This window comes from Metasolibacillus fluoroglycofenilyticus (assembly GCF_003049645.1).
GTDB lineage: Bacteria > Bacillota > Bacilli > Bacillales_A > Planococcaceae > Metasolibacillus > Metasolibacillus fluoroglycofenilyticus.
Genome location: NZ_PYWK01000003.1, coordinates 177,135 through 203,432, shown reverse-complemented (window position 1 = coordinate 203,432; position 26,298 = coordinate 177,135). Strand labels below are relative to the sequence as shown.

The window sequence follows — 26,298 nt, the reverse complement described above, 5'->3', positions numbered from 1 at the left end:
CAGTATAGCATTTGTTACTCATTTTTTAAAGTAGGCTTCTTTCGTCCTTAATTCAAAGGAGACATTCTCTATTCACCAAGCATCGCCTTCAGTGTACGCTTTTGCCATCCTAATTTGAAATAAGCATATTGCAGGATGAAATGGACGCAGAATGTAATAGGGTAGGCAATCCATACGCCATTCAATTCAAACACTGTGTAATGCGATAAATAGAATGCTACAGGCACTTCCACTAACCAAATTGTTAGTACGAGGAAAATCGTCGGCCATAAGACGACACCTGTTGCGCGCATCGTTGCGGAAACCGTTTGGGTATGACCAAATATTAAATAGCTCCAAAATGTAATCATTAAATAGTTTTTCGCAATATCGACCGTATCCGTTGAAGTGATAAAGAGTGATAAAATTGGCTCTGCAAATATATAGGTTAGTAAAATTACAGCTCCACCTAAAATATAGTTAATTTTCACACTAATACTGCGGATTTTTTTTATCATTTCAGTAGAGCTCGCACCTAATGCTTGAGCAACGAAAACTGATGTAGCAATGGCGATACTCATAGCTGGGACTTGGGCATAGCCTGCTATTTGATTGACAACACCATAGGCTGCAGTTGCACTTGAGCCGTAGGCATTCACGAAGCCGATAACGGCAATTTCAGCAACTGAAATAGCAACCATGCTAATACTTGCTGGAATTGCTAGCTTAAACAGTGAAATTAAAATATCCTTTTTCAATTTAAAATGCTGTAAAACAGACTTATCTAAACGTAAAATATGATTCTTTTTATGCAAATAAGCAAGTAGCAAAATCATCGTTACTAAATTTGATAGTACTGCGGCATATGCAGCACCATTCAAGCCGAAAGCAGGTAAACCAAACCAACCAAAAATAAGTGGTGGCAGGAAGGCAATGTTAAATACAACGCTCGTTACTAAAAAGACAAAGGGCGTTTTGGAGTCGCCAACACCACGAATAAATGTTGTATAGGTCATATACCAAAACATAATTGGCAGTGTAAAGAATAAAATTTTCGCATAGCTAACACTCATATCTAAAATATTTGCAGGTGTTTGCATAAAGCGCAAAATCCATTCGATGAAAAAGGCGCCAAAAAGAGCTACTGCAATTGACAAAATCGTTGTAAAGGCTAGTGTAACGCCGACAACCTCTTTCATTTTTTCATGATTGCCCGCACCGAATGTTTGCCCAACTAAAATAGAGCTACCTGAGCCGATGCCGATGGCGAAGGCCATTAAAAAGAAGAAAAATGGAAAGAAGGCTGCAATTGCCGCTAATGCATCATCACCTAAATTGCGTCCAACGATAAACATTGCAGCGACCTGACCTAGTGATTGCAGCACATTCGCTAGCATGACAGGAATTAAGAATTTTAAAAATGCTTTTCTAAGCTGTTGGTCATCTTGTAATAATTGTTCGTTCATTTCAATATCCTCATAAGGCATTAATAGCCCATTTCTTTTAAAATACGCGACAGCGTTCGTAAACGCTCGCCAATAAGCTCCCCATCATCACTTAAAGCTTGATTGAAAAGCTTAATATCTTCATTAATTTGTTCATTTTCTGTGCATACTTCTACGGTCATTGCGTCACCTTGAAGGCCTACACGCTTAATAACCGGGTTGGTCTCATCGTATAAATTTTCATAGCGATAAGCATCTTTAAAATGGAGCTGAGCCTCACAAACTAAAATAGCGAGGTCGAGCACGCGGTGTAAAGGCAATTCCTCTGATTGACGTGACCATTTGCCACCTGTGTGACGCCATACCTTTGCTGAAATATCCACTTTCCCGCGGTCATTCCATTGTGCTAAACCGAGTGACAAGCCTTGCGCATCCGTTTGATAGGCTGTACGTCCATCGATATTTGCATAGTTTTCAGCAACAAGAACAGGTTTATGTTTTAAATGTGTAGGAATTTTCATTGTTATTACTTCCTTTCGGTTTTTTATTTAGTAATTTACTAAATTACTTGCTTAGTAAAAATAACATTAGCTAAATGAAAAGTCAATCAATTATAATTAGAGCTCTAAAATCAAATAACTAATCTAGGTTCGGTTGAGTTTTCTGCGACATGCAATGGTGATAAATGTAGTTTTATACTGAAATCCTGTCGCTGCAAAATTGACTATGGAACTCTTGCCACTAATGGGCGTCACTATTCGTAAGTAAAGGGAGGAGATGGAAGGGATGATAGGGCTTTTAAATATAGGAAGTCTTTTACTTGGTTTAGCTGCTTGGCTACTTCCGTTTGGTGTATTGTTACGACCTCAAACGAATCCAGCCATATGGATAATTTTTAGTTTTGTTGCGTGTGCCATAGCTATTGCTTTTCAAATTTTCTATACACAGCATGTAGTACAGGTAGAGGATTGGGCTGCCTTAATGGATACGATGGATGCAGTCGCTTTTGCGACGAAGGCATTGTTAATTGTAACGATTGTATTGAATATATGTGTATGGTTAGTGCAACGTAGGAGAATAATTGCTTAGAATTATCGACTAATATTGGGGCTGTCCAAAAAGCCGTGCATAGCCGGCATTTTGGACAGGCGCGATGATGTTTCGTAAAATGTTGATTCATATAAAGTGAACCTTCAATCAGTGGGGGCTTCGCACACCCCCACTGATTGGTAGTTTCACCATTCGGGTTTTTACAGGCTGTTTGATCCCCCACTTAAACATCTTGTTTTTATCTGCTGTTTTGAAGTGGGGGTATTACAGCCTGTTAATACGGGATAAGCAGAGAACGCCTCTTTTAAAAATGGAATGAACATGGGCTTTAGCAGCGTTATCCTTCAGTAAAAGGAAAGCGATGAAAACATTGATTTCAATGTGGTGGAAAAACAAAATGGACTTTTCGGACAACTCCTTTTGAAGTATTATGAGGAAGGCTTAGGAACAATTTTACTTACAACAGATGCTAAAACTTGCTGAAATAGCATGCCGAATACAACAGGCATTGCTACTTTAGCTGGGAAGTAAGTTGTTGCAATCACGACACCTAAAGAAATATTGCGCATGCCGCCTGTAAAGACGAAGGTCGTTATTTGCTCACTGTTTTTTAAAAAATAACGCCCGATAAGCAGTGTGAAAATATAGCCACATATAGCGATAATTAGCACCAAGCTTATCACAAGAGCTAGTTCCATATTGATATTTTTTAAATAAGGGGCAATCGTGCTGCTATTAATCATAATTACTGCAAATAAAGCGAGCTTAGTAAAAGGTGCTAATTTACCTGATATTTTTCGCGGAATTTGTCCTTTTGATAGCTCGTTTACTATAATACCGAGCACTGTCGGAAGCACAATCATAAAGGATAGGCTCGTCATTAATGATGATAACTGGAGCTCCACTTTTTCTCCCGATACGGCGAATAATAAGAATGGCATAATAATAGGTGCAAGCAATGTATCAATAAGAACAATTGATAAGCCTAAAGGGACATTGCCTTTGCAAATAGTAATCCAAATCATGCTTGTGACACCTGTGGGCACTGCGACAGACAATACAAAGCCAATAATTAATAAATGGTCGTCAAATAAAGTTGACGATAAAAAATAAGCCCATAATGGCATCAAAATATGTAAAAAAGCAATGGATGTTAGGATGACAACAGGGTGTTTTATGAAAATGGTGAAATCTTTATATTTCATTCGTAAACTACCTGCAAACGTCATAAAAGCAAAAAGCCAAACAACAAGAAAAAGTAGATGATGTAAAATATTTTCAAGCAATACACCAATTACTAGGCTAAGTGGTGTTAAAATAGCGATATAGCGTTGAAGAAATATATTTAATTTTTCTAGCACAAATAAGACCTTCTTTAAATTTAGATTTATCCCGCATCAACTGCCCGTAAAAACCCTACTGATTGAATATTCACTTTATTGTAGCATAGTTGTTTTTAAGATGAAAATAGAGGTGAAGCATATGCAGATTGAAATCATTGAAGGTGTACCATATAAATATTTAAAGCAATTACAGACGCTTCATGCCCATGTTTTTGAAGGAGCCGAGTTGCCGTTAGCGAAATTGGAAGGTAAGGAAGGATTATTGTGCTTATTTATGATGGAAGATGCCCAAATGATTGGCTTTAAACTCGGTTATATCCATCCGGACCGAGTCTTTTATAGCTGGTTAGGTGGTGTGCATGAAGGTCAGCGGGGGCGAGGTATTGCTAGTAAATTAATGATACGACAGCATGAGGAAGTACAAAAACGCGGCTTTCAAAAAGTTCGTACATATGGGCGCAATAATCGCAAGGCGATGCTGATAACAAATATTAAGCACGATTTTGATATTATCTCGACGTTTGTTGACGCAAAAGGCAGACATAAAATTATTTTTGAAAAGTCGCTATTCTAGCAAGGAAATGTCTGAAAAGCAGTGCTTTAGCCCACTTTATGGATGCCTCCACTATTTTTGAAGAAAACCTAAAAATTGTATTGACATTTTGTTTTTTCATGTTAAATTAATTCTATAAGATTAGTTGGTTTTTAAAAATCGAATCTAAAAATGCTTTTGCAGCAAAGCAAAAGCGCAACATATTGCAGTAGCTCACTAGACAAACTAGAGGCCACTCTTTAGGAAAGAAGTATTTCTTTTCTATGGAGTGGCCTTTTTGCTTCAAGATGAAAAAGCATTTGGAGTGGCTAGGTGTGAAAGTAGCTATTTTCAGGGGATATCAATAAATAGTTAGAAAAGGAGAATGTTTTCATGAGAACTCGTCTAATAATACTTTTTTCCACTTTCCTTTTATTAGCTGCTTGTGCTAGTAAGGAGGCAGCAACAGGGGGGAAAGTTGAAATTTTAAATACTTCATATGATCCAACACGCGAATTGTATGAGGAATTTAATAAGGAGTTTGCTGCATATTGGCAGGTGGAGAAAGGGCAGGAAGTGGTGATTAAACAATCGCATGGCGGCTCGGGAAGCCAAGCACGCTCCGTTATTGATGGATTGGATGCGGATGTAGTAACGCTTGCTTTAGCCTACGATGTCGATGCGATTGCGGAGCAACAATTGATTGCTGAGGGCTGGCTTAATCGCTTAGAGCATAACTCTGCACCGTATACATCTACAATTGTATTTTTAGTACGGGAGGGTAATCCAAAAGGTATTAAGGATTGGGATGATTTAGCAAAGGCTGATGTTTCAGTTATTACACCTAATCCGAAGGCATCTGGCGGAGCTCGTTGGAATTACTTAGCTGCTTGGGGATATGCTCTAGAAAATTTTGAAGGCAATAATGCGAAAGCGAAAGATTTTGTTTCTAGTATTTATAAAAATGTAGAAGTGCTTGACTCTGGTGCACGAGGCTCGACAACAACATTTGTAGAGAAGGGTATTGGGGACGTATTAATTACTTGGGAAAATGAAGCACTCCTCGCATTAAACGAGTTGAAAAAGGCTGAATTTGAAATTGTAGCGCCCTCTATTAGCATTTTAGCAGAGCCGTCTGTAGCTGTAGTGGATAAGAATGTGGATAGAAAAGGGACACGAGAGATTGCTGAAGCTTATTTGAAGTTTTTGTATACAGATATTGGGCAAGAAATCGCAGCTAAGAACTATTATCGTCCAAGAACAGAGGAAATCGCTGAAAAGTATGATAGTCAATTCCCTAGCATCAAATTATTCACGATTGACGAAAAATTTGGTAGCTGGAAAGAGGCGCAGGAAACTCATTTCAGCGATGGCGGCGTTTTTGATTCCATTTATGAGTAATTTGCAGCCTATATCATTACGTTTGCACAACAGGAAGATTTCTAGAAGGTGGTTTAGATAATGAGAAAAAGGAAAAATGTATTGCCAGGCTTCGGCTTATCAATGGGTATTACAATGCTGTATTTAAGCTTATTTATTTTAATCCCATTATCTATGATATTTATCGAATCGTCTAAACTTGGCTTAGTAGATTTTTGGAAAGTTGTGACGAGTGAGCGCGTTGTTCATGCCTATAAAGTGTCGTTTATTACAGCCTTTGTGGCAGCTCTTTTTAACGGTGTATTTGGCTTATTGATTGCATGGGTGCTCGTTCGCTACAGCTTCCCCGGAAAACGATTAATCGATGGGCTTATTGATTTGCCCTTTGCTTTGCCGACAGCGGTTGCAGGTATTACATTAACTACTTTATATGCGCAGGATGGCTGGATTGGTCAATGGTTTAGTGTCATAGGGGTTAAAATATCGTTTACCCCTATTGGCATTACATTGGCGCTTATATTCATCGGCTTACCGTTCGTTGTTCGAATGGTTCAGCCTGTGCTTGAAAGCTTTGAGCGTGAGGTCGAGGAGGCTGCATCTAGCTTAGGGGCGAGGAAGGGGCAAATTTTTAGAAAAATTATCTTCCCTGAAATATTACCAGCTTTATTAGCAGGATTTTCTCTTGCATTTGCAAGGGGGCTTGGGGAATATGGGTCTGTGGTTTTTATCGCAGGCAATATGCCGATGAAAACGGAAATTGCGCCACTGATGATTATGACGAAGCTGGAGCAGTTTGATTATGCTGGAGCGACAGCAATTGCGGTTGTCATGTTGATTATTTCGTTTATTTGTTTAGTTTTTATTAATTTACTGCAAAAGTGGAGTCAAAAGCATGTATTACAAGAGGAGTAGGAGGGAACAAAGTGAAGCATACGAAAGAGCAAAAAAGTGTGATTAGAAGAGTATTAATCACATTAATGCTTTTATATTTAGCATTGTTTCTACTTGTGCCGCTCGCATTCATTTTTGTCAAAGCATTTGAGCAGGGCGCAGCAGTTTATTTTGCAGCCATTACAGAGAGTGATGCTTTATCCGCTATTAAGTTAACATTACTTGTTGCTATCATAACGGTTCCATTGAATACGATTTTCGGGGTGGCGGCAGCATGGTGTATTACGAAATTTCATTTTAAAGGCAAGCAGCTATTATTATCCTTAATCGAATTACCGTTTGCCATCTCACCAGTCATTGCGGGGCTTATTTTTATCTTACTGTTTAGCCCGAGAAGCGCTTTAGGTTCGCTGTTAATGGATTTTGGTGTCAAAGTTATTTTTTCCGTACCGGGAATCGTTATTGTAACGATGTTTGTGACAATGCCATTTATTGCGCGGGAGCTCATTCCAATTATGCAGGCACAAGGAAGGGCAGAGGAGGAGGCAGCTATCTCCCTTGGGGCAAGTGGCTGGAAAATGTTTATCCGTGTCACATTGCCAACGATTAAGTGGAGCTTATTGTATGGGATGATTTTATGTAGCGCAAGGGCGATTGGTGAGTTTGGCGCTGTGTCGGTCGTGTCAGGAAGGATTCGGGGAATGACAAACACGATGCCCCTACACGTAGAGATTTTATATAACGAATATCAGTTTTCTGCTGCCTTTGCTGTAGCATCGCTCATGTCGCTATTGGCTTTAGTGACGTTAATGATTAAAACGTTTATTGAATATAAGTCAGAGAAACAACAAGTAGGTGAATAGGATGTCTATTGAAATACATGGTGTAACAAAGCATTATGGCTCATTTCAAGCATTAAAAGAGATTAATTTAACGATTTCAAAGGGGGAGCTCGTTGCACTTTTAGGACCATCTGGTTCAGGTAAAACAACGCTTTTACGAATGATTGCAGGGTTGGAGTCAATTGAGGAAGGAAGCATTTCATTTGATGGAACAGATTTAAGTACAGTACATGTCAATCAGCGAGATGTCGGCTTCGTCTTTCAACATTATGCGCTCTTTAAGCATATGACAGTATTTGATAATGTGGCATTTGGTTTAACGATTCGAAAGAAAAGCTTACGACCATCTAAAAAGGCGGTCGAGCAAAAGGTGCATGAGCTTTTAGAGCTAGTGAAGCTAAGTGGCTTTGCACAGCGCTATCCGTCACAGCTATCAGGTGGGCAACGTCAACGTGTTGCACTAGCGAGAGCATTAGCGGTAGAGCCAAAAATGCTACTACTAGATGAGCCATTTGGGGCGCTTGATGCGAAGGTTCGCAAGGAATTGCGTCGCTGGTTGCGTAAATTGCATAATGAAATGCATATTACAAGTGTATTTGTAACACATGACCAAGAAGAAGCGCTTGATGTTGCAGACCGCATTGTCATTATGAATAAGGGGAAGATTGAGCAGGTAGGAACACCTTCCGAAGTTTATGATAAGCCAGTAAGCCCGTTTGTATATGATTTTTTAGGCAATGTCAATTTATTTCACGGTCGATTGCAGCAAGGGAAATTAAAATTTGGAAGCGTTCAGCTTGATGCGTCAGACTACTTCGATAAAGACGATACCGATGCAGTAGGCTATGTGCGACCACATCATTTAAAGGTGGAGCGCGTAAGGCTAAGTGAGGATGAAATCGCAGCAAAAATTACCTTTATGCATTCAATTGGACCAACTTGGCATATTGAGATGAAACGTGAGGATAGCGATGCCTATGTTGAAGTGGAGCTGAGTAAAGAAGAATTTCTACAACTAGATTTAAAAGTGGGGGAAATTGTCTATGTCAGCCCAAAGGAAATGAAAGTATTTATCCCGGAAGATTTCATCATTTAAGGAGGGGGCAGCTTGTTAACATATAGTAAATGGGAAAACCCCAATATTGAGTTTGCAATTGATGAGCAATATAAAGGTGCTTTAGAGGTCATTAAGTGGAGCTATGGGGAGTATGGAAAAGAGATTGTCTATGCGTGTAGCTTTGGTATTGAGGGGATTGTTCTCATTGATTTAATTGCTAAGGTACAACCAGATGCGCAAATTGTCTTTTTAGACACAGATGTACATTTTAAGGAAACATATGAAACGATTGAGCGTGTACGTGAGAAATATCCAAAGCTTCATATCGTACTAAAAAAACCTGCGCTCACATTGGAGCACCAAGCACAGCAGTTTGGTGATAAGCTGTGGGAAACGAATCCAAACCAGTGCTGTAATATTCGAAAACTAGAGCCATTAAACGAGGTACTATCAGGTGCGAAAGCATGGATTTCTGGCTTGCGCCGTGAGCAGTCTAAAACACGCAAAAATGTCGAGTTTATCAATAAGGATAATAGATTTAAGTCGGTAAAAATTTGCCCGCTCATTCATTGGACGTGGAAGGATGTGTGGCGCTATGTATCAAAGCATGAGCTTACCTATAATGTGTTGCACGACCAAGGCTATCCAAGTATCGGCTGTTCGCATTGTACAAAGCCAGCCTTTACGTTAGACGATTTACGTTCGGGCAGATGGCAGGGGCAAGGGAAAACTGAATGTGGGCTTCATAGCCAGTGAGATGTAGTCATTTTAATGAAAAGGAGAAGCGCAAATGAAGGAACTTACTCACCTCGACCAATTGGAGGCAGAAGCAATTTATATTATTAGAGAAGTGGCAGCAGAATGTGAAAATCCTGTTATGCTCTATTCAATTGGAAAGGATAGCTCTGTCATGCTGCATTTAGCAATGAAGGCTTTCTATCCTGAAAAGCCACCATTTCCATTTATGCATATCGATACGACATGGAAGTTTAAAGAAATGATAGAGTTTCGTGACCGCCGAGCAAAGGAATTAGGCATTGAAATGATTGTTCATTCGAATGAGGAAGGGCTTGCACAAAACATTAATCCATTCGACCACGGCTCAGCCTATACGGATATTATGAAAACACAGGCTTTAAAGGATGGCTTAAATAAATATGGCTTCACCGCTGCCTTTGGCGGAGGCAGGCGCGACGAAGAAAAATCTCGTGCGAAGGAGCGTATCTTTTCATTCCGCAATAAAAACCATGCATGGGACCCTAAAAACCAACGCCCTGAAATGTGGAAGCAGTTTAATACAAGAATTCATAAAGGTGAAAGCATACGCGTTTTTCCTATTTCCAATTGGACAGAGAAGGATATTTGGCAATATATTCATCGGGAAAATATTGATATTGTACCGCTCTATTTTGCAAAGGAAAGACCCGTTATTTACCGTGAAGGCAATTATGTCATGGTAGATGATGAGCGCATGCGTTTACAGCCAGATGAGGAAGTGTTCATGAAAAAGGTTCGCTTTCGTACATTGGGCTGTTACCCGCTAACAGGTGGGGTCGAATCAAATGCAGTGACTTTGGATGAAATTATAGAGGAAACATTAGGGGCAGTTACATCTGAACGTACAACACGCGTTATCGACCAAGAGGCTGTTGGGAGTATGGAGAGACGTAAGCGAGAGGGGTATTTCTAGATGAAAAGTTTATTGAGATTTATTACATGCGGCAGTGTCGATGACGGTAAATCGACGTTAATTGGTCATATGCTGTATGACGCAAAGCTATTATTCGCTGACCAAGAAAGAGCATTAGAGTTAGATAGTCGACTAGGAAGTCGCGGGGGGGAAATTGATTATTCCCTTCTATTAGATGGGCTTTTAGCAGAGAGGGAGCAAGGAATTACAATTGATGTGGCCTATCGTTATTTTACGACGGCTCATCGCTCCTTTATCGTTGCTGATACACCGGGGCATGAGGAGTATACACGTAATATGGCTGTAGGTGCTTCATTTGCAGACCTCGCTATTATTTTGGTAGATGCAACGAAGGGTGTCGTTACACAGACGAAGCGCCATGCACGTATATGTGCACTAATGGGTGTAAAAAATCTGGTGCTGGCTGTAAACAAGATGGATTTAGTTAACTTTAATGAAGTGCGATTTACTAAAATTAAGAGTGATTTTTTACAACTTATCGAGGAATTCCGTCTTGAAAGTGTGCAAGTAATCCCAGTTTCAGCAACGAATGGAGATAATATTACGAAAAAATCCGCAAATACGCCATGGTACGACGGATTGGCGTTACTACCATATTTAGAGGAGGTAGATACACAACAGGAGGAGCAGCAAAATTATTTTGTTATGCCTGTTCAGCGTGTAAGTAGACCGAATCACACATTCCGCGGCTTTCAGGGGCAAATTGAGGCAGGGACAATTGCCGTAGGTGATGAAATAACAACTTTACCTAGTAATGAAAAGGTGAAGGTTAAAAGTATTTTAGTAACGGACCGTGAAGTACAAACTGCATATGCAGGGCAACCTGTTACGATTCAACTGCATAGAGAGGTAGATGTTTCGCGCGGCTGTGTACTAACGACAGACCGACAAATAGCGGTCGCTGATTTATTCACTGCCCAAATTTTATGGATGGATGATACGGAGCTTGCAGCAGGGAAAAACTATTTAATTAAAGTAGGAACAAAAATTATTCCGAGCACAATCGTAGCGATTCATCACAAAGTGGATATTAATACAGGACAGCATATAGCGGCGAATAAAATAACGAAAAACGAGCTAGCAACCTGCGATATTGCATTAACAGAAAAGATTGTCTTTGATTCATTTGATAGAAATGAGGCATTAGGTAACTTTATTTTAATTGACCGAATTACGAATATGACTGCGGCATGTGGTGTAATTAAGGAAATTGCCTTACAAGAGAAGCATATTTTTGGGCAGCAAACAGATGTGACACGAGAGGCACGTGCTGAGCAAAAAGGGCAAAAGCCACTGACATTATGGTTTACAGGTCTTTCCGGTTCCGGCAAGTCGACACTTGCAAACGAGGTGGAAAAGCGCCTTGTAGCATTTGGTCACCACACGATGCTACTCGATGGCGATAATGTGCGATTAGGATTAAACAAAGATTTGGGCTTTGATGAGGTTGGACGTATTGAAAATATTCGTCGCATTGCTGAAGTGGCGAAGCTGATGAACGATGCGGGGTTAATTACATTAACGTCGTTTATTTCACCTTTTGAGCAGGAACGTCGAAAAGCGCAGCAAATAATAGGGCAATCCTATATCGAAATATACATTAGCACGCCTCTAGACGTATGCGAAAAACGTGATGTCAAAGGGCTTTATCAAAAAGCACGTGCACAGGAAATCACTAATTTTACTGGGATTTCAAGCCCGTACGAGGAACCAAAAAATCCTCATATTAAAATTGATACGAGCAATATTTCCTTAGAGGAAGCAACTGATTATATTGTGAAGGAAGTATTGAAGGTGCTAGCTTAACTTCATTCAGCAATGTTAAAGCGTAAGAAAGCTTGGCTTCTTACGCTTTAGTTGCAATATGAAAGGGATTTTTTAGCTGCTCCTTATTATAATGCAAAGGCTCGTTAGTTGTGGAATCTAGCACTTTACCACCGCTATACTTCACGATTGCTTCACCTGCAGCAGTATCCCATTCCATTGAGTAGCTAAGGCGTGGATAGACGTCTACTCGGCCTTCAGCGACAAGGCACATTTTAATGGAGCTACCAGATGTAACAAGCTCAATATTGTGGTGCAGCTCCTGCATTTTTTGAATATAGTCCTCCGTATCACTTGAAAAATGGGAGCGGCTAACAGCGATAGCAAAGACTTCCCTATTTGTAGCAATAGGTAGCTTTTGAGAAAGGGTGAGTAAAATATTTTCCGTATCAATTTTCTGGAGATTTTGCGTGCAATTTATTAATTTATAAGAACCAATTACGCTAGATGCAAAATACATTGTATCTTGTACAGGGCAATAAATAATGCCGAGCACAGGAGTGCCATTTTCAATAAGTCCAATATTGACGGTAAATTCCCCGTTGCGTTTAATAAATTCTTTTGTACCATCGAGTGGGTCGACTAGCCATGCAGTATGCCACTTGCTGCGCTGCGCATAATCTACTATTTCCCCTTCCTCACTAATAACGGGAATGCGAGGGTAGCAGCGCACAAGTTCCGTTTCAATTAAATGATGTGACCTTTTATCGGCGATTGTTAAAGGAGATTCATCGCCTTTAAATTCGACACTTACTGTTTCGGTGTTATACACCTTTAAAATTTCTTGACCTGCTTTAAATGCGATGTGAATAGGCTCTAAAATTCGTATAACAGTTTCCATTAAATACGCTCCAATCTATGACGTTTTAAGCTGGCACAATTCTTCAATAAATATCTTTACATTTCTTTTTTCCTTCATTGAGGGGCTATAAATATAAGAAAATGTTCGCCAAAAAGGAGTGTTTTCAAGTTGTACTACATGAATCTCACCCATTTTCAAATCTCGCTCAATGACGCTTTTCGATAGCAAGGAAAGACCTAAATTATTGATAACCGTTTCCTTTATTCCTTGTATGCTGCTGATGGAGAGTAAGGTTTTAACCTTCAGCTCATTTGTCTGCAAAAAATGCTTTAAATATTCACCAGTTCCAGAGCCGATTTCACGTGTAATCCAATCCTCATTTTGAAGATCAGCAATTGTTACTTTTTCCTTTGCTGCTAATGGATGTTGCACAGAGGACACAATAACTAATTCATCATCTTTAAAAGGCTCTACGATTATTTCTTTTTCATTCGTTTTGCCTTCTACTAAGCCAATATCGACTTGAAAAAGCTTAGCATATTGAACAATTTCATCCGTGTTGCCAATAATAATTTGAAAGGAAAGCTCTGGATATTTTTCTTTTAATTCAACAAGCAATGGAGGCAGAATGTATTCACCAATAGTAAAGCTTGCGCCAATTTTCAAATGACCTTGCACTGCATGGTGATAATCTAACATCTCCTGTTTTGTTTGCTCATAAAGCTGTATCATCTGTTTTGCGCGCTCTAGCAATATTTCTCCAGTAGGCGTAATGCAAAGTAGCTTAGGTGAACGTTGAAAAAGCTGTGTTTGAAATTCTTTTTCTAGATTTTTAATATGTAGGCTGACCGTTGGCTGTGACATACATAATGTATCTGCTGTTTTCGTAAAATTTTTAATTTCACATAATTTAATAAAAGTATGTAGCTCCTCAATATTCATCAAACTCCCCTCCTCTTCCACTCAATCATTTTTGCTAATAGCGATGATTATTAATTGTTATTTTACCAATCAATGACCATATAGTAAAGTAAACTTATTGGAATTGTTTATTTTAAAAATGTAGTTTGCTCATTGATATTATTGGTATTGAGTAATGTTATGGAGGGGAATGGAGTGGGAAAAGTTTATATTGTTGGTGCAGGCCCTGGAGATGTGGAGCTTATCACATTAAAGGGGCTTCGTTGTATAAAAGAAGCGGATGTTATTTTATATGACCGCTTAATAAATCATGAGCTACTGAGCTATGCAAAGCCAAGTGCGCAGTTGATTTTTTGCGGTAAGTTGCCAAATCGTCATGCGATGATACAGGAGCATATTAACCATTCGCTTGTGCAGTATGCAAAGCAAGGCAAGATTGTCACGCGTTTAAAGGGGGGAGACCCCTTTGTATTTGGGCGGGGTGCGGAGGAGGCAGAGGTGCTAGCAGCGCATCAAATTCCATATGAAATTGTTCCAGGCATTACATCAGGTATTGCAGCGCCAGCCTATGCAGGTATTCCTGTGACACATCGAGATTTTGGTTCCAGCTTCGCTATTGTAACGGGGCATATGAGAGAAGGGAAGGATGATTCAATAAAATGGGAAAGCCTTGCTAACGGAGTAGATACATTAGCTATTTATATGGGAGTAGGCAATTTACCGTATATTTGCGGGCAGCTATTAAAATATGGACGTCCTGCTACAACACCTGTTGCACTCGTTCATATGGGAACTTTCGAGGAACAGCAAACCGTTACAGGGACACTTGAAACGATTGAGGAAATCGCGCTGGCGAGCGAAGTGAAAAATCCTAGCATTATTATCGTAGGTGAGGTTGTCTCACTAAGGGAAAAAATTCAATGGTTTGAACAAAAAATGGAGGCGCAAGGATTATTGAAAGAAAGCGTCGTGTAAAAAGTAGGTGATACAATGCAAGCAATATTATATGTCGGTCATGGCACAAGAGTGAGGCAAGGTGTAGAAGAGGCAATTCAATTTATTAAACAAATAGAGCATGAAGTAAATGTAGATATTCAGGAGATTTCATTTTTGGAGCTAGTTGAGCCAGACATTGTGCAAGGCATAAAAAATTGCGTAGAGCGAGGTGCGACGAGGATTGCAATCGTTCCACTATTGTTATTAACAGCGCAGCACGCAAAGGAGGATATTCCGGCAGAGATAGAAAAGGCGCATTCAATGTATCCACATGTACATTTTACGATTGGTCGACCATTCGGAATTCACGACAAGCTAGTTGATACGATTTATAAACGTATTATGGAGCAGCAAAAGGAGATTTCCCAAGAGGCGGAGGTGCTTTTAATCGGACGTGGTAGCAGCGATATGGCAGTTGTGCATAATATGTCTGAAATAAGTGAGCTTGTACAACGGAGATTTAACTTTCAATCCGTTAGCTCCTGTTTTTTATACGGAGCAGGTCCGAGCTTTCAAGATGCGCTAGAAATGATAAAGAAAAGGGATGCGAAGCAGCTATTCATCGTTCCTTATTTATTGTTTTCAGGTTTGTTAAGCAAGGGGATTGAAAAAAATATAAAGGAGCTACAAGTCGATAGTTCGCATGTTATTTTATGTGCTAGCTTAGGCTACGACGAAAATGTTCGTCAAGTGCTGCTAGAACGGGTACGGGAGCTATTGAATGTGTGAGGAGGGGACATCTATGTCAAAGCAAAAAAGCAATAGTGAGGCTACATTTGAAAGCATTAAAGAAATGCTCGAAACGATAAAGTTTGGAACAATTACACTCATTATTCAGGACGGACATGTTGTTCAAATTGAAAAAAATGAGAAGATTCGTTTGAAATAATTAATTAACCGTAATGATAATTCGTGAGGTGGGAAACTTGACTTTACAAGTATTGAACAGCCCTTTTAATGAGGAGCAAGTAAAACAATTAAATACGCTATTACCTACATTAAATGACTACCAAAAAATTTGGCTAACAGGTTATTTAAGCGTTGCACCCGCTACAGGTGTAGCCGTTGCAGTAGCAGAAGAGGTAAAAGCGATTGCAGCAGAGCCGCAATCAGCAACCATTTTATACGGCTCTCAAACCGGCAATGCACAAGCTTTAGCCGAAAAGCTTGGGGCGGAGTTAAAAGAGGTAGGAGTAGATGTGAAAATTGAATCGATGTCAGCCTTTAAGCCAAATCAGTTAAAGAAGCTAAATAATTTATTGATTGTCACAAGTACGCATGGTGAGGGAACGCCACCAGACAATGCGATTCAATTGCATGAATTTTTACACAGTAAGCGAGCGCCGAATTTAGAGCATGCACAGTTTTCCGTATTGGCACTTGGTGACAGCTCCTATGAATTTTTTTGCAAGACAGGTGCTGACTTTGATGAGCAATTAGAAAAGCTCGGTGCGAAGCGTATTATACCTCGGGTTGACTGTGACCTTGACTATGACAGCCTAGCAGCACAGTGGATTGAGGATGTAAAAAAAGCACTAATTACGACAAGTCCACAAACTGCTTCAATACAGGCAAATACGGAGACAAAAGAAGTTAAGAGTTCGAAGTATTCAAAAAGTAATCCGTTTTATGCCGAGGTGCTTGAGAAAATTAATTTGAATGGGCGTGGTTCAAATAAAGCGACGTATCATATCGAACTTTCTCTAGAAGAGTCAGGTCTGACCTATGCACCTGGAGATAGCATAGGTATTTTACCTGAAAACGATGAGCAGCTTGTCGGAATATTAATCGAAGCACTTGGCTTCAAGCAAACTGAGATTGTAACGGTTGAACAGCAATCTATAACTTTAGCCGAGGCACTACAAAAAAAGCTTGAAATTACTGTATTATCAAAGCCATTGCTGCAAAAAATTCAAAACTATACGCTAAATCGAGATTTTGCAGCGCTTGTGCAAGATGATAAATGGAAGGATTATGTGTATGGACGTGATTTATTAGACGTTGTACAAAGCTTCGGGCCGTTTTCATGGAATGCACAGCAATTTATTGAGCTGCTCCGCAAAATTCCAGCACGTTTATATTCCATTGCCTCTAGTCAAGCAGCCAATGAAGAGGAAGTACATTTGACAATTGGGAAAGTAAGCTATGACAAGGATGAGCGTAAGCGTCTTGGCGTATGCTCAGGTCAGATTGCAGAGCGCGTTGAGGTTGGTCAAAAGCTACCTATCTATATCCATTCCAATCCGAATTTTAAACTGCCACAGAATGATGCAACACCGATTATTATGATTGGTGCTGGTACAGGAATTGCACCGTTTCGCTCATTTATAGAGGAGCGTGCAACGCGTGAGGCACAGGGCAAGGCATGGCTGTTTTTCGGTGAGCAGCATTTTGTTACAGATTTCTTATACCAAACAGATTGGCAGCGCTGGCTACAGGAACAGGCATTAACTAATTTAACAGCAGCATTTTCACGTGATAGTGATAGGAAAATTTATGTGCAGCATCGTTTACAGGAGCATGCGAAGGAGCTATTTGAGTGGATTGAGCAAGGCGCTGTTATTTATGTATGTGGTGATGAAAAGACAATGGCAGCAGATGTTGACCAAACGATTCATGCAATTATTGCTGAACAGGGCGGTAAAACGGCTGAGCAGGCAGTACAGTATGTAAACGAGCTAAAGCAACAGCAGCGCTATCAACGAGATGTTTATTAAAAGGAAATGAGGTTGAAATAATGACTGAGAAAATAGTATTACCGCCACAGCCTGGTAAGCCAAGTGATGTGGAGCGTATAAAGAGTGAAAGTAATTATTTGCGCGGCACATTGGAAGCGACAATGCAAAATCCTTTAAGCTCAGGTATTCCAGATGATGATAATCGTTTAATGAAATTTCATGGTAGCTATTTGCAGGATGACCGTGATGTACGCAATGAGCGTCAGAAGCAGAAGCTCGAGCCAGCCTATCAATTTATGGCACGTGTGCGTACACCGGGAGGAGCTGCGACACCAGCACAATGGCTTATAATGGATGAGATGGGCAGAAAATATGGCAATGGTTCATTAAAGCTGACGACACGACAGGCTTTTCAAGTACATGGCATTTTAAAATGGAATATGAAAAACTATATGCAGGAAATTCATGAGGCATTATTAGACTGTATTGCGGCATGTGGTGATGTTAATCGTAATGTGATGTGTAATGTCAACCCGAATCAATCACAGCTACATGAGGAAGTGTATACATGGTCTGCTAAATTAAGTGAGCATCTATTGCCGAAAACAAATGCCTACCACGAGCTATGGCTAGATGGTGAAAAGGTTTATGACGGGCAAGAAAAAGAAGTAGAGCCAGTGTACGGCGCACTTTATTTACCGCGTAAATTTAAAATCGGTATTGCCATCCCTCCAAGTAATGATATTGATGTTTTTTCACAAGATATCGGCTTTATTGCTATTGTAGAAAACAATCAGTTAATCGGCTTTAATGTCGCTGTCGGTGGTGGTATGGGGATGACACATGGCGATACAGCTACTTATCCGCAACTAGGACGATTAGTTGGCTATATTCCGAAAGAGCGTTTACTAGAAACAGCAGAGAAAATTTTGACGATTCAACGCGATTACGGAAACCGCTCGGTGCGTAAAAATGCTCGTTTTAAATATACAATTGATGCGCGCGGGCTAGATTGGTTTAAGGAGGAGCTTCATCAACGCTTAGGCTGGAAGCTCGGTGATATCCGTCCATATACATTTAAGCGCACAGGAGATGAATATGGATGGATTAAAGGGGAAAACGGAAAATGGCATTTTACGCTATTTATCCAAAATGGGCGCGTTCGTGATTTTGAAGACTATCAGTTAATGACGGGACTACGAGAGATTGCTAAAGTGCATACTGGTTTATTCCGCTTAACTCCAAATCAAAATCTGCTTATCGCTGATGTAACACCTCAAAAAAAGCGAATAATTGATGCTTTATTGAATAAATATAAAATTACAGACGGTGCTCATTATTCAGCTCTTCGTCGCAATTCAATTGCTTGCGTGTCGTTGCCAACATGCGGTTTAGCAATGGCGGAGGCAGAACGTTATTTACCAACATTAATAACAAAAATTGATGGCATATTAGAGGAGTTCGGTTTACTTGAAACGGAAATAGGCATTAGAATGTCGGGCTGTCCAAATGGTTGTTCAAGAGCTGCAATGGGAGAAATCGGTTTTATCGGAAAAGGGCCAGGTAAATATAATTTATATTTAGGAGGCGATTTTACCGGTCAACGCTTAAATAAAATTTATCGAGAGAATATAGGCGAAGAGGAGATCTTATCCACATTGCGACCAATATTGGAGCGATATGCAAAAGAGCGTGAGGAACAGGAGCATTTTGGCGATTTTGTGATTCGCCAAGGCTATGTAGAGGCAGTAACAGATGGCCGTCAATTCCATTAATGAAAAGGCAAAATAACGCGGCAATTTTATAGTGCAAAAATGATACTAAATACGTTACTATTGTTGTAAACAAAAGGAGCGGATAATATGTACGAGCCGAAAACAAAGGAAACAGATAGCAGCGTTATTGAGTTTATTGAAGGTGTAGACAGTGTTAAAAAGCGTGAGGATGCTTATGCATTAGTAGATATTTTCACGGAAGTAACAGGCTATGAAGCAAGGATGTGGGGACCGAGCATAATCGGCTTTGGCAAATATCACTATAAATATGCTTCTGGTCATGAAGGAGACGCACCGTTAGTAGGTTTCTCACCACGCAAGGCAAAAATTAGCCTATACTTTGCCCCAGGAGACCCAGAGCGCGAAACATTGCTTGAAAATTTCGGAAAACATACGACCGGAAAGGCATGTGTATATATTAATAAGCTTTCGGATATTGACGTAACTATTTTAAAAGAATTGATTGGACAGTCTGTAGCATTTTTACGGGCAACATATCCTGAATAAAAAAGGGGATTTTGCAGCGCACTGCAAAATCCCTTTTTTAAAAGCTACTGAACATAGCCCAGATTAAAACTGCTCCAAATGCAAAGAGAATAATGAAAATTATAATCGCTGGAATGACTAAAGTGAAGAAAGCCTTCCAATTTGAAAACTGATGTGCTTCTGCGACTGCACCAACTGATACAACAAATGACCATATCCCTAATACAATTGATAGCAAAATGGCAATCCAAAAGATAGCAGGGATTGGCCCCTCAAAATCAGGAGTTAACAGAAAATCTGGTGATACAACAAACCAAATAAGATAAATTGGTCCAAGCATTGCTGAAGGAATCGATGCAATGCTCGTTGCTCTATACATTTCCGTGTATGTTGCGACACCTTTGAAAAGCTTTCCAACTCCCCATGCTATAAGCGCTGAAATAAACATGCCAACGATGGTTACAATAGGTGAAAAAATAATTGTTGCAATAATGAAGCCCCAAGATAATGGTCCACCATAGTCAAAGAAATTGATAGGCAACGCGATAATCGAACAAATTGTAAGAATAATCATAGCGAAGCCCATTGTTTTATGGTCAATCATATATCGAGCAGTTTGCTTCGGATGTAACCAAACAGATAAAAATGGGTTTAGCGTATTGTTATCCATAATATCCCTCCAAAATAAAATATGTATTTCCCTACCTAGTATACCGAAAAACCAGCTAAAAAGTTTCAAAAATTTACTATAATACTAAAAATGATAAAATGAACCCCCAACAGACTTAATTTTTCCTACAAAAGCTTTAGAAATATTAACTTTATACATAGACCTGAATATTCAGAATTTTCAGTTTTGTTGTATTTACAAAGAAAGAGATTAAGTATATTATTAGTATAATAGGACTTTATTATTAAAATCTGTCATTTATCAATAAAGCCTATGAGATTGCTTGTAGAGAAAATAGTACAGTGAGTAGAGGGGGGAATGGGGAATGAAGCGAATTACTATTAGAAAGAAATTAATTTTTTCTTTTTTACTTATTCTGCTAATCCCAGCAGCTTTGATAGGGTTAATTGCATATCAAAGTGCCAAAAAACAAGTTATAGAAGAGCAGCAGGCAAGTGCTAATGAAAGCGTTCGAATGCTTGATATGAACATTACAAATATGATTGCACCGAAAGTATATGATATTGAATATTTTGCGGGAAAGTTTAATCAACAATCGTTACGACAAGAGGAACGAACTAGAGTAGTTAATTTGTTGACGGAGTATATTAACACACATCCTGAAGTAGAAGCGATTTATATAGGTACAAAACAAGGGGAGATGATTAACGCACCGGAGCTTGATTTACCAAGTGATTACGACCCACGTGAAAGACCGTGGTATACAGATGCAGTAAATAATAATGGTGATGTAGTGCTAACAACACCCTATGTTTCAGCATCAGGTGAAAATAGCATTGTTGTGACAATAACAAAAACTTTACCAGACCAATCAGGTGTCTTCGCAATGGATTTGAATATTTCACTGCTTGATGATGTAGCAAATGATATTAAGATTGGTGAAACAGGTTTTGCAGCATTGTACGATGACCGCCACTATTATATTACGCAAAACGGCAAAGAAAGTGGCACAGAAGTAACGGAATCATATGTTAATGAAATTTATAATAACGAAAACGGGACGATTATTATGAAAGACCGACATATTCGTTATACGACGAATGAACTGACGGGCTGGAAAGTGCTCGGCACAATGTTTACAGTAGAGGCTAAGCAAGCAGCATCAGGCATATTGACGACAATTGTTATCGTCGTTGTGCTCGCTATTATTGCAGGTATTGGCTTCATACTTTTCATGGTTCGTTCAATTGTTCGCCCAATCAAGGAGCTGCAAGTAAATGCATTAAAAATTAGTGAAGGGGATTTAACGACATACATTGATATTTATACGAAGGATGAAATCGGGCAACTTGGCGAAGCGTTCGTAGCGATGAAAATTAGCTTGAAAAAATTACTTCAACATATGGGGCAAAGCGCGCAGCAAGTACAAAGTTCGGCACAAAATTTAGCGGCAAGCGCAGAGCAAAATATAGCTGCTTCTGAGCAAGTAACAGATGCAATGCGGGAGGTTGCAAGCAGCACTGAAAAGCAAACAACTAGCATTGAGCAAAATGCAATTTCCATCGAAGAAGTGGCGAAGGGCATTGTTGAGGTGACAGATAGTACGATGCAAGTGTCTGACTTATCAGGCTTTGCGATGCAGCTAGCGGATGAAGGTGGAGAGGCTGTACAACAAACAGTCAATCAAATGCAATCGATTCACGCATCTGTTGTACAATCAGATGAAACAATCCAATCACTGTATGAGCGTACAAAACAGATAGGCTCTATTTTGGAAATCATTACTGCGATTTCAGACCAAACAAATTTATTAGCATTGAATGCTGCTATTGAAGCAGCAAGAGCTGGGGAGCATGGCAAAGGCTTTGCAGTTGTTGCCGATGAGGTGCGGAAGCTAGCAGAGCAATCACTGCAATCGACAAGTCAAATTTCTGCACTTATTGCTGCTATTCAACAAGATACAGCACAGTCTGTTCAGGCGATGGATAAAGCATCAATAGATGTTGAAGAAGGATTGAAGCTAACAGAGCAAACGAGTGAAAAGTTTGCAACTATCGTAGAAAGCTTGCAAAATATCGCACCAAAAATCGAAGGCATTTCCGCAGCCTCTGAGGAAATTTCAGCCGTAGTGCAAGAAGTATCGGCGACAGCGTTAGAATTATCAGACCACGCAAAATCAAATGCTGCTGCATCTGAGGAAGTCGCAGCATCGACAGAGCAAACGTTGGCATCCATGCATGAAATGGCAGCCGCAGCACATGCTCTACAGGAGATGGCAGACGAGCTACACGAGTATATGGAAAGGTTTAAACTTTAATTAAACGAAGGCTGTAGGGAAAGCGGGTTGTCGTCTCCACTTCCCTACAGCCTACTTGTTATTATCCGGTTCCTGAGCAAATTGCAATATGGAACAAAACAGACTTCGCCATCGTTTAAAGTGAAAAGGAGTGAGCTAGGTGATTGAAGTTAATGGGCGTTTTACTGACGCAAAAATATATACGAATACAGCACAGCCAGCAGCAATTGAGCAAATTAAAGAGCTGACAGACCAAGCATTTATGGAAGGGGCAAAAATTCGTATTATGCCTGATTATCATGCTGGGAAGGGCTGTGTCATTGGCACAACGATACAATTGCAGGAGCGTGTTGTACCGAATTTAGTTGGTGTAGATGTTGGCTGTGGCGTTTTCGTTGCTGAGCTTAATACTTCTGTTATTGATTATGCCAAGCTAGATGCAACCATTCGAGCGCATGTACCGAGTGGTCAGGACTTACATATGGAGCTATCGCCAGCTCGGCAATTTAAGGAATTTGAAAGGGATAATTTTATCGCAGCAGGTATAAAAGACGATTATACAAATTTATCGCTTGGCACATTAGGCGGGGGTAATCATTTTATCGAGCTTGCGAAAGACAACGAAGATAAATATTATTTATTAATTCATACAGGCTCACGCTATATCGGTTCGAAAGTGGCGAACTGGCATCAAAAAAGAGCTTTTGAAGCATTGCGTCATCACGATGTTTCTAAAATTATTGAGCAGCTTAAAAATGAGGGACGCGAACAGGAAATACAAGCAGCAATCGAAGCGTACAAGGGGGAAAACCCTGTTATACCAAAGGAATTAGCTTATTTAGAGGGTCAGCCATTCCACGATTATATTCACGATATGAAAATTGCGCAGCGCTATGCAGTAATGAATAGATGGACGATTGCTGAAACAATTGCACAGCATATGGGGTGGATATATACAGATACCTTTGATACAATTCACAACTACATTGATACAGATACGATGACATTACGCAAAGGCGCTGTGCGAGCGAATAAAGGAGAAAAACTTGTTATTCCAATGAATATGCGTGATGGTTCGCTTATTTGTATTGGGAAGGGCAATGCGGAGTGGAATTATTCAGCGCCACATGGAGCAGGGCGAGTTTATTCACGTCGCGCAGCGAAAAAAGAGCTGAGCATGGTCGATTTCAAGGAAACGATGCAAGGTGTATGGACGACATCAGTAACGGAGGATACGCTTGACGAAGCACCAATGGCTTACAAGCCGATGGAGGAAATTACATCGGTCATTGGCGAAACCGTTGATATTATCAAGGCAATTAAGCCTGTTTATAATTTTAAAGCAAGTGAGGAGCAGAAGCCTTATATGAGGCGGAAATAATCAAAAAGAGATGATTATGGGGAAATTTGGTTGCACCTTTAACTTCTTTCAGCGTGCGTCTCCCACCTCTATAGGTGGCAAGACGCACGCTGAAATCATAAGAACTAAATCGCTTTTTAAGATAAATCATGTTGACCAAACTTGCAGCGGATGTCACAGGTTTTTTAAGAGAGGTGTAATAGACTATCAAGTAGAATGTCTTATGAGTTATCATAGTGCTTCGTTACAGTCAAAGGAAAGGGGGGATTTCGTATGCGTTTACAGGAGCAACGACTTCGGCAGGCAGTGCAAGGCAAAAGTATATTAATTACAGGAGCTAGCTCAGGTATTGGGCGAGATGTCGCCTTGTTATTGGCTCGCTATGAGGCAAATTTAATAATTGTTGGACGTGATGAGGAGCGTTTGCGTGATGTTGCTGTAAAGACAGGTGCTCGGATGTATAGGATGGATTTGCGTGAGGAAGAAAATCGTCGCCAGCTATGCAAGGAAATTGGTCAGCTTGATATTTTTATCAATAATGCAGGTTTGTCCATTCATCGCTCGATATATGATTCCTTAGAGCGCTCGCATGATTTTTCGCGGACAATGGCCATTAATTATTTTGCACCTGTGGAGCTAATGTTACATTTTATTCCGTTATTAGATGCAGCAAAGGGACAGGTTGTAAATGTTTCTACGATTAATACAAAATTTCGCCCTATGGCAAAATGGTCTGCTTATCAAGCGTCAAAGGCTGCCTTTGATACATGGCTACGAGCTGTTGCACCAGAGGTAAAGCATACGGTTTCTACAATCTATTTACCGCTTGTTCGTACACCGATGATTGCACCGACGAAAAAATATAAGCATGTACCAGCAATGGCTAGTGAGGTGGCGGCTCAGCGTATCGCTCGTTTATTGTACACGAAAAAGAAGGAGGATAAACCGTGGTGGCTACCATTTCTACACTATTTGAGACCTTAAAAATTAAAGCCCTTTTACGGATGCCCTTCAGCAAGTTGATGAGAGCTATTAGTAAGGAAGGCTTCTCCATTAATGCATTGCTCGCTTTTTATGCTAAAAAACAGCCGCATTGTCCTATTTTTATTGAAAAGCATTGTACAACTACATATGGTCAATTTTATGACGAGGTTATTTATATGAGTTATGCTTTAAGTGAATATGGTATTCGTGCAGGACAGCGGGTTGGTTTTCAGTGTGATAATAGTATCTCGTTATTACGAGCAGTGTTTGCGACAGAGCGAATAGGGGCGACGGCTGTGTTATTACATACAGGGCGTCCTGTGAAGGGGTATTTTGATTTTTTATTTACAGAGCAGCAGCTTGAAGCTTTACCAACAAGGGCGGCGGCTGTATATTTTCCACGTAGACAAGGAAAAATTGTTTTACAAACAAGTGGCACAACTGGTGAACCTAAAGCTGTACATACAGCAGTGCATACATTGCTTGCCCCATTTTGCGCTTTGCTAGAGCGTATGCATTTTCATACATATCGTTATGTTTATGTCGCCACGCCTTTTTTTCACGGTTACGGACTTGCCTTTCTAACTGCAACAGTAGCTGCTGGACATACAGTCGTCTTAAGCAGACGCTTTGATGCTTCCTTATTAGAAGCATATCCAATTGAAGCAATCACGGTTGTTCCAACTTTGTTAACTCGCTTTAGCAAAACACCATCATTGCGCTGTATTGCAAGTGGTAGCGCACCGTTGCAAAATAGCGAGGGCTTTGAGTCGATTTTATATAATTTATACGGCACATCTGAAGTAGGCTTAATTAGTATTGCAACGCCAGAAGAACGCGCCCTATATCCTACAACAATTGGCTCGCCTATCAATGGGCTAAGCATTAGGTTTAATAAGGGTGAACTAATTGTTAATAATAAACGAACAGGGGATATCGTAGAAGAAAGAGAAGGGTTATTATTCATAAAAGGAAGGCTAGATGAAAGGATTATTTCAGGTGGAGAAAATGTTTTTCCACAGCATATTGAGCAAATAATAAAGACGCATCCGAAAATAACGGATGTTGCAATTACAAGTGAGGTAGACTCGCATTTTGGCGAGCGAGTTATTGCTTATGTTGTAGCAGATGGTGTCGGTGAGCGTGATATTCAAGCCTTTTGTAAACAGAATCTAGCAAATTATGAATGCCCGAAGAAAATTTATTTTGTGGAAGCACTTCCCTATAACGAATTAGGAAAAATTAATCGGAAGTTACTACCAAAACCCTTATAAAAAATATTGTATAAAAATTTAGGTTTACGTATAATTAATTG

General features: G+C 39.9%; 25 protein-coding genes. 19 read left to right on the top strand and 6 right to left on the bottom strand.

Annotated features, from left to right (window positions below; translation table 11 throughout):
- Positions 1–68: 68 nt before the first annotated feature.
- Positions 69–1,445: an MATE family efflux transporter gene (locus tag C9J36_RS13260; RefSeq protein WP_107943474.1), complete on the bottom strand. Its 1,377-nt coding sequence runs from the start codon at positions 1,443–1,445 to the stop codon at positions 69–71.
- Positions 1,446–1,465: 20 nt separating this feature from the next.
- Positions 1,466–1,945 carry a DUF6530 family protein gene (locus tag C9J36_RS13255; protein ID WP_107943418.1) on the bottom strand — a complete coding sequence of 160 codons (480 nt, stop codon included), beginning with the start codon at positions 1,943–1,945 and terminating at the stop codon, positions 1,466–1,468.
- A 265-nt stretch (positions 1,946–2,210) separates the two neighbouring features.
- Here C9J36_RS13255 and C9J36_RS13250 point away from each other — a divergent pair, with 265 nt between their 5' ends.
- Entirely contained in the window at positions 2,211–2,513 is a 303-nt protein-coding gene (locus C9J36_RS13250) for a hypothetical protein (RefSeq protein ID WP_107943417.1), read from the top strand.
- A gap of 389 nt (positions 2,514–2,902) precedes the next feature.
- On the opposite strand, the gene C9J36_RS13245 is transcribed toward C9J36_RS13250, so the two are convergent.
- A complete protein-coding gene (locus C9J36_RS13245) occupies positions 2,903–3,835 on the bottom strand; it encodes a bile acid:sodium symporter family protein (protein WP_107943416.1) in 933 nt (310 codons plus the stop codon).
- 121 nt (positions 3,836–3,956) lie between these two features.
- On the opposite strand from C9J36_RS13245, the gene C9J36_RS13240 reads away from it, so the two are divergent.
- From C9J36_RS13240 to cysC, 8 genes are all read left to right on the top strand, one after another.
- Entirely contained in the window at positions 3,957–4,391 is a 435-nt protein-coding gene (locus C9J36_RS13240; protein WP_107943415.1) for a GNAT family N-acetyltransferase, read from the top strand.
- A gap of 351 nt (positions 4,392–4,742) precedes the next feature.
- Positions 4,743–5,750 (top strand): sulfate ABC transporter substrate-binding protein, encoded by a 1,008-nt coding sequence (locus tag C9J36_RS13235; protein ID WP_107943414.1) that lies wholly within the window; start codon positions 4,743–4,745, stop codon positions 5,748–5,750.
- A 60-nt stretch (positions 5,751–5,810) separates the two neighbouring features.
- Positions 5,811–6,641 carry a sulfate ABC transporter permease subunit CysT gene (gene cysT, locus C9J36_RS13230; protein WP_107943413.1) on the top strand — a complete coding sequence of 277 codons (831 nt, stop codon included), beginning with the start codon at positions 5,811–5,813 and terminating at the stop codon, positions 6,639–6,641.
- 11 nt (positions 6,642–6,652) lie between these two features.
- Positions 6,653–7,483, top strand: coding sequence for a sulfate ABC transporter permease subunit CysW (gene cysW / locus C9J36_RS13225; protein ID WP_066169416.1), 831 nt, complete (start codon positions 6,653–6,655; stop codon positions 7,481–7,483).
- A 1-nt stretch (position 7,484) separates the two neighbouring features.
- Positions 7,485–8,558: a sulfate/molybdate ABC transporter ATP-binding protein gene (locus C9J36_RS13220; RefSeq protein ID WP_107943412.1), complete on the top strand. Its 1,074-nt coding sequence runs from the start codon at positions 7,485–7,487 to the stop codon at positions 8,556–8,558.
- Between the two features lie 12 nt (positions 8,559–8,570).
- Positions 8,571–9,275, top strand: a complete 705-nt coding sequence (locus tag C9J36_RS13215) for a phosphoadenylyl-sulfate reductase (RefSeq protein WP_107943411.1) — start codon at positions 8,571–8,573, stop codon at positions 9,273–9,275.
- A 34-nt stretch (positions 9,276–9,309) separates the two neighbouring features.
- Entirely contained in the window at positions 9,310–10,209 is a 900-nt protein-coding gene (gene cysD / locus C9J36_RS13210) for a sulfate adenylyltransferase subunit CysD (RefSeq protein WP_066169410.1), read from the top strand.
- A complete protein-coding gene (gene cysC / locus C9J36_RS13205) occupies positions 10,210–12,036 on the top strand; it encodes an adenylyl-sulfate kinase (RefSeq protein WP_066169408.1) in 1,827 nt (608 codons plus the stop codon).
- Between the two features lie 40 nt (positions 12,037–12,076).
- Here the strand turns inward: cysC and cysQ are convergent, their stop codons facing one another.
- Positions 12,077–12,895, bottom strand: coding sequence for a 3'(2'),5'-bisphosphate nucleotidase CysQ (gene cysQ, locus C9J36_RS13200; RefSeq protein ID WP_107943410.1), 819 nt, complete (start codon positions 12,893–12,895; stop codon positions 12,077–12,079).
- 15 nt (positions 12,896–12,910) lie between these two features.
- Positions 12,911–13,798 (bottom strand): LysR substrate-binding domain-containing protein, encoded by an 888-nt coding sequence (locus C9J36_RS13195; protein WP_066169404.1) that lies wholly within the window; start codon positions 13,796–13,798, stop codon positions 12,911–12,913.
- A 174-nt stretch (positions 13,799–13,972) separates the two neighbouring features.
- Between C9J36_RS13195 and cobA the strand changes: the two genes are divergently transcribed.
- The 6 genes from cobA to C9J36_RS13165 all read left to right on the top strand — a co-directional run bounded on the left by cobA (position 13,973) and on the right by C9J36_RS13165 (position 19,733).
- Entirely contained in the window at positions 13,973–14,752 is a 780-nt protein-coding gene (gene cobA / locus C9J36_RS13190; protein WP_066169402.1) for a uroporphyrinogen-III C-methyltransferase, read from the top strand.
- A 15-nt stretch (positions 14,753–14,767) separates the two neighbouring features.
- Complete coding sequence (locus tag C9J36_RS13185) at positions 14,768–15,502, top strand: sirohydrochlorin chelatase (RefSeq protein WP_066169400.1); 735 nt, start codon at positions 14,768–14,770, stop codon at positions 15,500–15,502.
- Between the two features lie 13 nt (positions 15,503–15,515).
- A complete protein-coding gene (locus C9J36_RS13180; RefSeq protein WP_066169398.1) occupies positions 15,516–15,662 on the top strand; it encodes a YezD family protein in 147 nt (48 codons plus the stop codon).
- A 37-nt stretch (positions 15,663–15,699) separates the two neighbouring features.
- On the top strand, positions 15,700–17,490 hold the full coding sequence (locus C9J36_RS13175) for an assimilatory sulfite reductase (NADPH) flavoprotein subunit (protein ID WP_066169397.1): 1,791 nt from the start codon (positions 15,700–15,702) through the stop codon (positions 17,488–17,490).
- Positions 17,491–17,510: 20 nt separating this feature from the next.
- Positions 17,511–19,226 (top strand): assimilatory sulfite reductase (NADPH) hemoprotein subunit, encoded by a 1,716-nt coding sequence (gene cysI, locus C9J36_RS13170; RefSeq protein ID WP_066169395.1) that lies wholly within the window; start codon positions 17,511–17,513, stop codon positions 19,224–19,226.
- A gap of 87 nt (positions 19,227–19,313) precedes the next feature.
- Positions 19,314–19,733 (top strand): DUF1801 domain-containing protein, encoded by a 420-nt coding sequence (locus C9J36_RS13165; protein ID WP_066169394.1) that lies wholly within the window; start codon positions 19,314–19,316, stop codon positions 19,731–19,733.
- Positions 19,734–19,770: 37 nt separating this feature from the next.
- Here the strand turns inward: C9J36_RS13165 and C9J36_RS13160 are convergent, their stop codons facing one another.
- On the bottom strand, positions 19,771–20,382 hold the full coding sequence (locus tag C9J36_RS13160) for a Yip1 family protein (protein WP_107943409.1): 612 nt from the start codon (positions 20,380–20,382) through the stop codon (positions 19,771–19,773).
- A gap of 325 nt (positions 20,383–20,707) precedes the next feature.
- On the opposite strand from C9J36_RS13160, the gene C9J36_RS13155 reads away from it, so the two are divergent.
- The 4 genes from C9J36_RS13155 (at position 20,708) to C9J36_RS13140 (ending at position 26,257) form a co-directional block, all read left to right on the top strand.
- Positions 20,708–22,660 carry a methyl-accepting chemotaxis protein gene (locus C9J36_RS13155; RefSeq protein WP_107943408.1) on the top strand — a complete coding sequence of 651 codons (1,953 nt, stop codon included), beginning with the start codon at positions 20,708–20,710 and terminating at the stop codon, positions 22,658–22,660.
- Between the two features lie 139 nt (positions 22,661–22,799).
- On the top strand, positions 22,800–24,020 hold the full coding sequence (locus C9J36_RS13150) for an RtcB family protein (protein WP_107943407.1): 1,221 nt from the start codon (positions 22,800–22,802) through the stop codon (positions 24,018–24,020).
- A 252-nt stretch (positions 24,021–24,272) separates the two neighbouring features.
- Positions 24,273–24,983: an SDR family NAD(P)-dependent oxidoreductase gene (locus C9J36_RS13145; protein ID WP_107943406.1), complete on the top strand. Its 711-nt coding sequence runs from the start codon at positions 24,273–24,275 to the stop codon at positions 24,981–24,983.
- A complete protein-coding gene (locus C9J36_RS13140) occupies positions 24,950–26,257 on the top strand; it encodes a class I adenylate-forming enzyme family protein (RefSeq protein WP_153061607.1) in 1,308 nt (435 codons plus the stop codon). Before C9J36_RS13145 ends, C9J36_RS13140 begins: the two co-directional genes overlap by 34 nt.
- The last annotated feature ends 41 nt before the right edge of the window (positions 26,258–26,298 follow it).

What these genes read in the sequence shown, in the direction of transcription:
- C9J36_RS13260 (WP_107943474.1), bottom strand. Translation starts at nt 1,445, where the DNA reads ATGAACGAACAATTATTACAAGATGACCAACAGCTTAGAAAAGCATTT.
- C9J36_RS13255 (WP_107943418.1), bottom strand. Translation starts at nt 1,945, where the DNA reads ATGAAAATTCCTACACATTTAAAACATAAACCTGTTCTTGTTGCTGAA.
- C9J36_RS13250 (WP_107943417.1), top strand. Translation starts at nt 2,211, where the DNA reads ATGATAGGGCTTTTAAATATAGGAAGTCTTTTACTTGGTTTAGCTGCT.
- C9J36_RS13240 (WP_107943415.1), top strand. Translation starts at nt 3,957, where the DNA reads ATGCAGATTGAAATCATTGAAGGTGTACCATATAAATATTTAAAGCAA.
- C9J36_RS13235 (WP_107943414.1), top strand. Translation starts at nt 4,743, where the DNA reads ATGAGAACTCGTCTAATAATACTTTTTTCCACTTTCCTTTTATTAGCT.
- cysT (WP_107943413.1), top strand. Translation starts at nt 5,811, where the DNA reads ATGAGAAAAAGGAAAAATGTATTGCCAGGCTTCGGCTTATCAATGGGT.
- C9J36_RS13220 (WP_107943412.1), top strand. Translation starts at nt 7,485, where the DNA reads ATGTCTATTGAAATACATGGTGTAACAAAGCATTATGGCTCATTTCAA.
- cysD (WP_066169410.1), top strand. Translation starts at nt 9,310, where the DNA reads ATGAAGGAACTTACTCACCTCGACCAATTGGAGGCAGAAGCAATTTAT.
- cysC (WP_066169408.1), top strand. Translation starts at nt 10,210, where the DNA reads ATGAAAAGTTTATTGAGATTTATTACATGCGGCAGTGTCGATGACGGT.
- cysQ (WP_107943410.1), bottom strand. Translation starts at nt 12,895, where the DNA reads ATGGAAACTGTTATACGAATTTTAGAGCCTATTCACATCGCATTTAAA.
- C9J36_RS13195 (WP_066169404.1), bottom strand. Translation starts at nt 13,798, where the DNA reads ATGAATATTGAGGAGCTACATACTTTTATTAAATTATGTGAAATTAAA.
- C9J36_RS13185 (WP_066169400.1), top strand. Translation starts at nt 14,768, where the DNA reads ATGCAAGCAATATTATATGTCGGTCATGGCACAAGAGTGAGGCAAGGT.
- C9J36_RS13180 (WP_066169398.1), top strand. Translation starts at nt 15,516, where the DNA reads ATGTCAAAGCAAAAAAGCAATAGTGAGGCTACATTTGAAAGCATTAAA.
- cysI (WP_066169395.1), top strand. Translation starts at nt 17,511, where the DNA reads ATGACTGAGAAAATAGTATTACCGCCACAGCCTGGTAAGCCAAGTGAT.
- C9J36_RS13165 (WP_066169394.1), top strand. Translation starts at nt 19,314, where the DNA reads ATGTACGAGCCGAAAACAAAGGAAACAGATAGCAGCGTTATTGAGTTT.
- C9J36_RS13160 (WP_107943409.1), bottom strand. Translation starts at nt 20,382, where the DNA reads ATGGATAACAATACGCTAAACCCATTTTTATCTGTTTGGTTACATCCG.
- C9J36_RS13155 (WP_107943408.1), top strand. Translation starts at nt 20,708, where the DNA reads ATGAAGCGAATTACTATTAGAAAGAAATTAATTTTTTCTTTTTTACTT.
- C9J36_RS13145 (WP_107943406.1), top strand. Translation starts at nt 24,273, where the DNA reads ATGCGTTTACAGGAGCAACGACTTCGGCAGGCAGTGCAAGGCAAAAGT.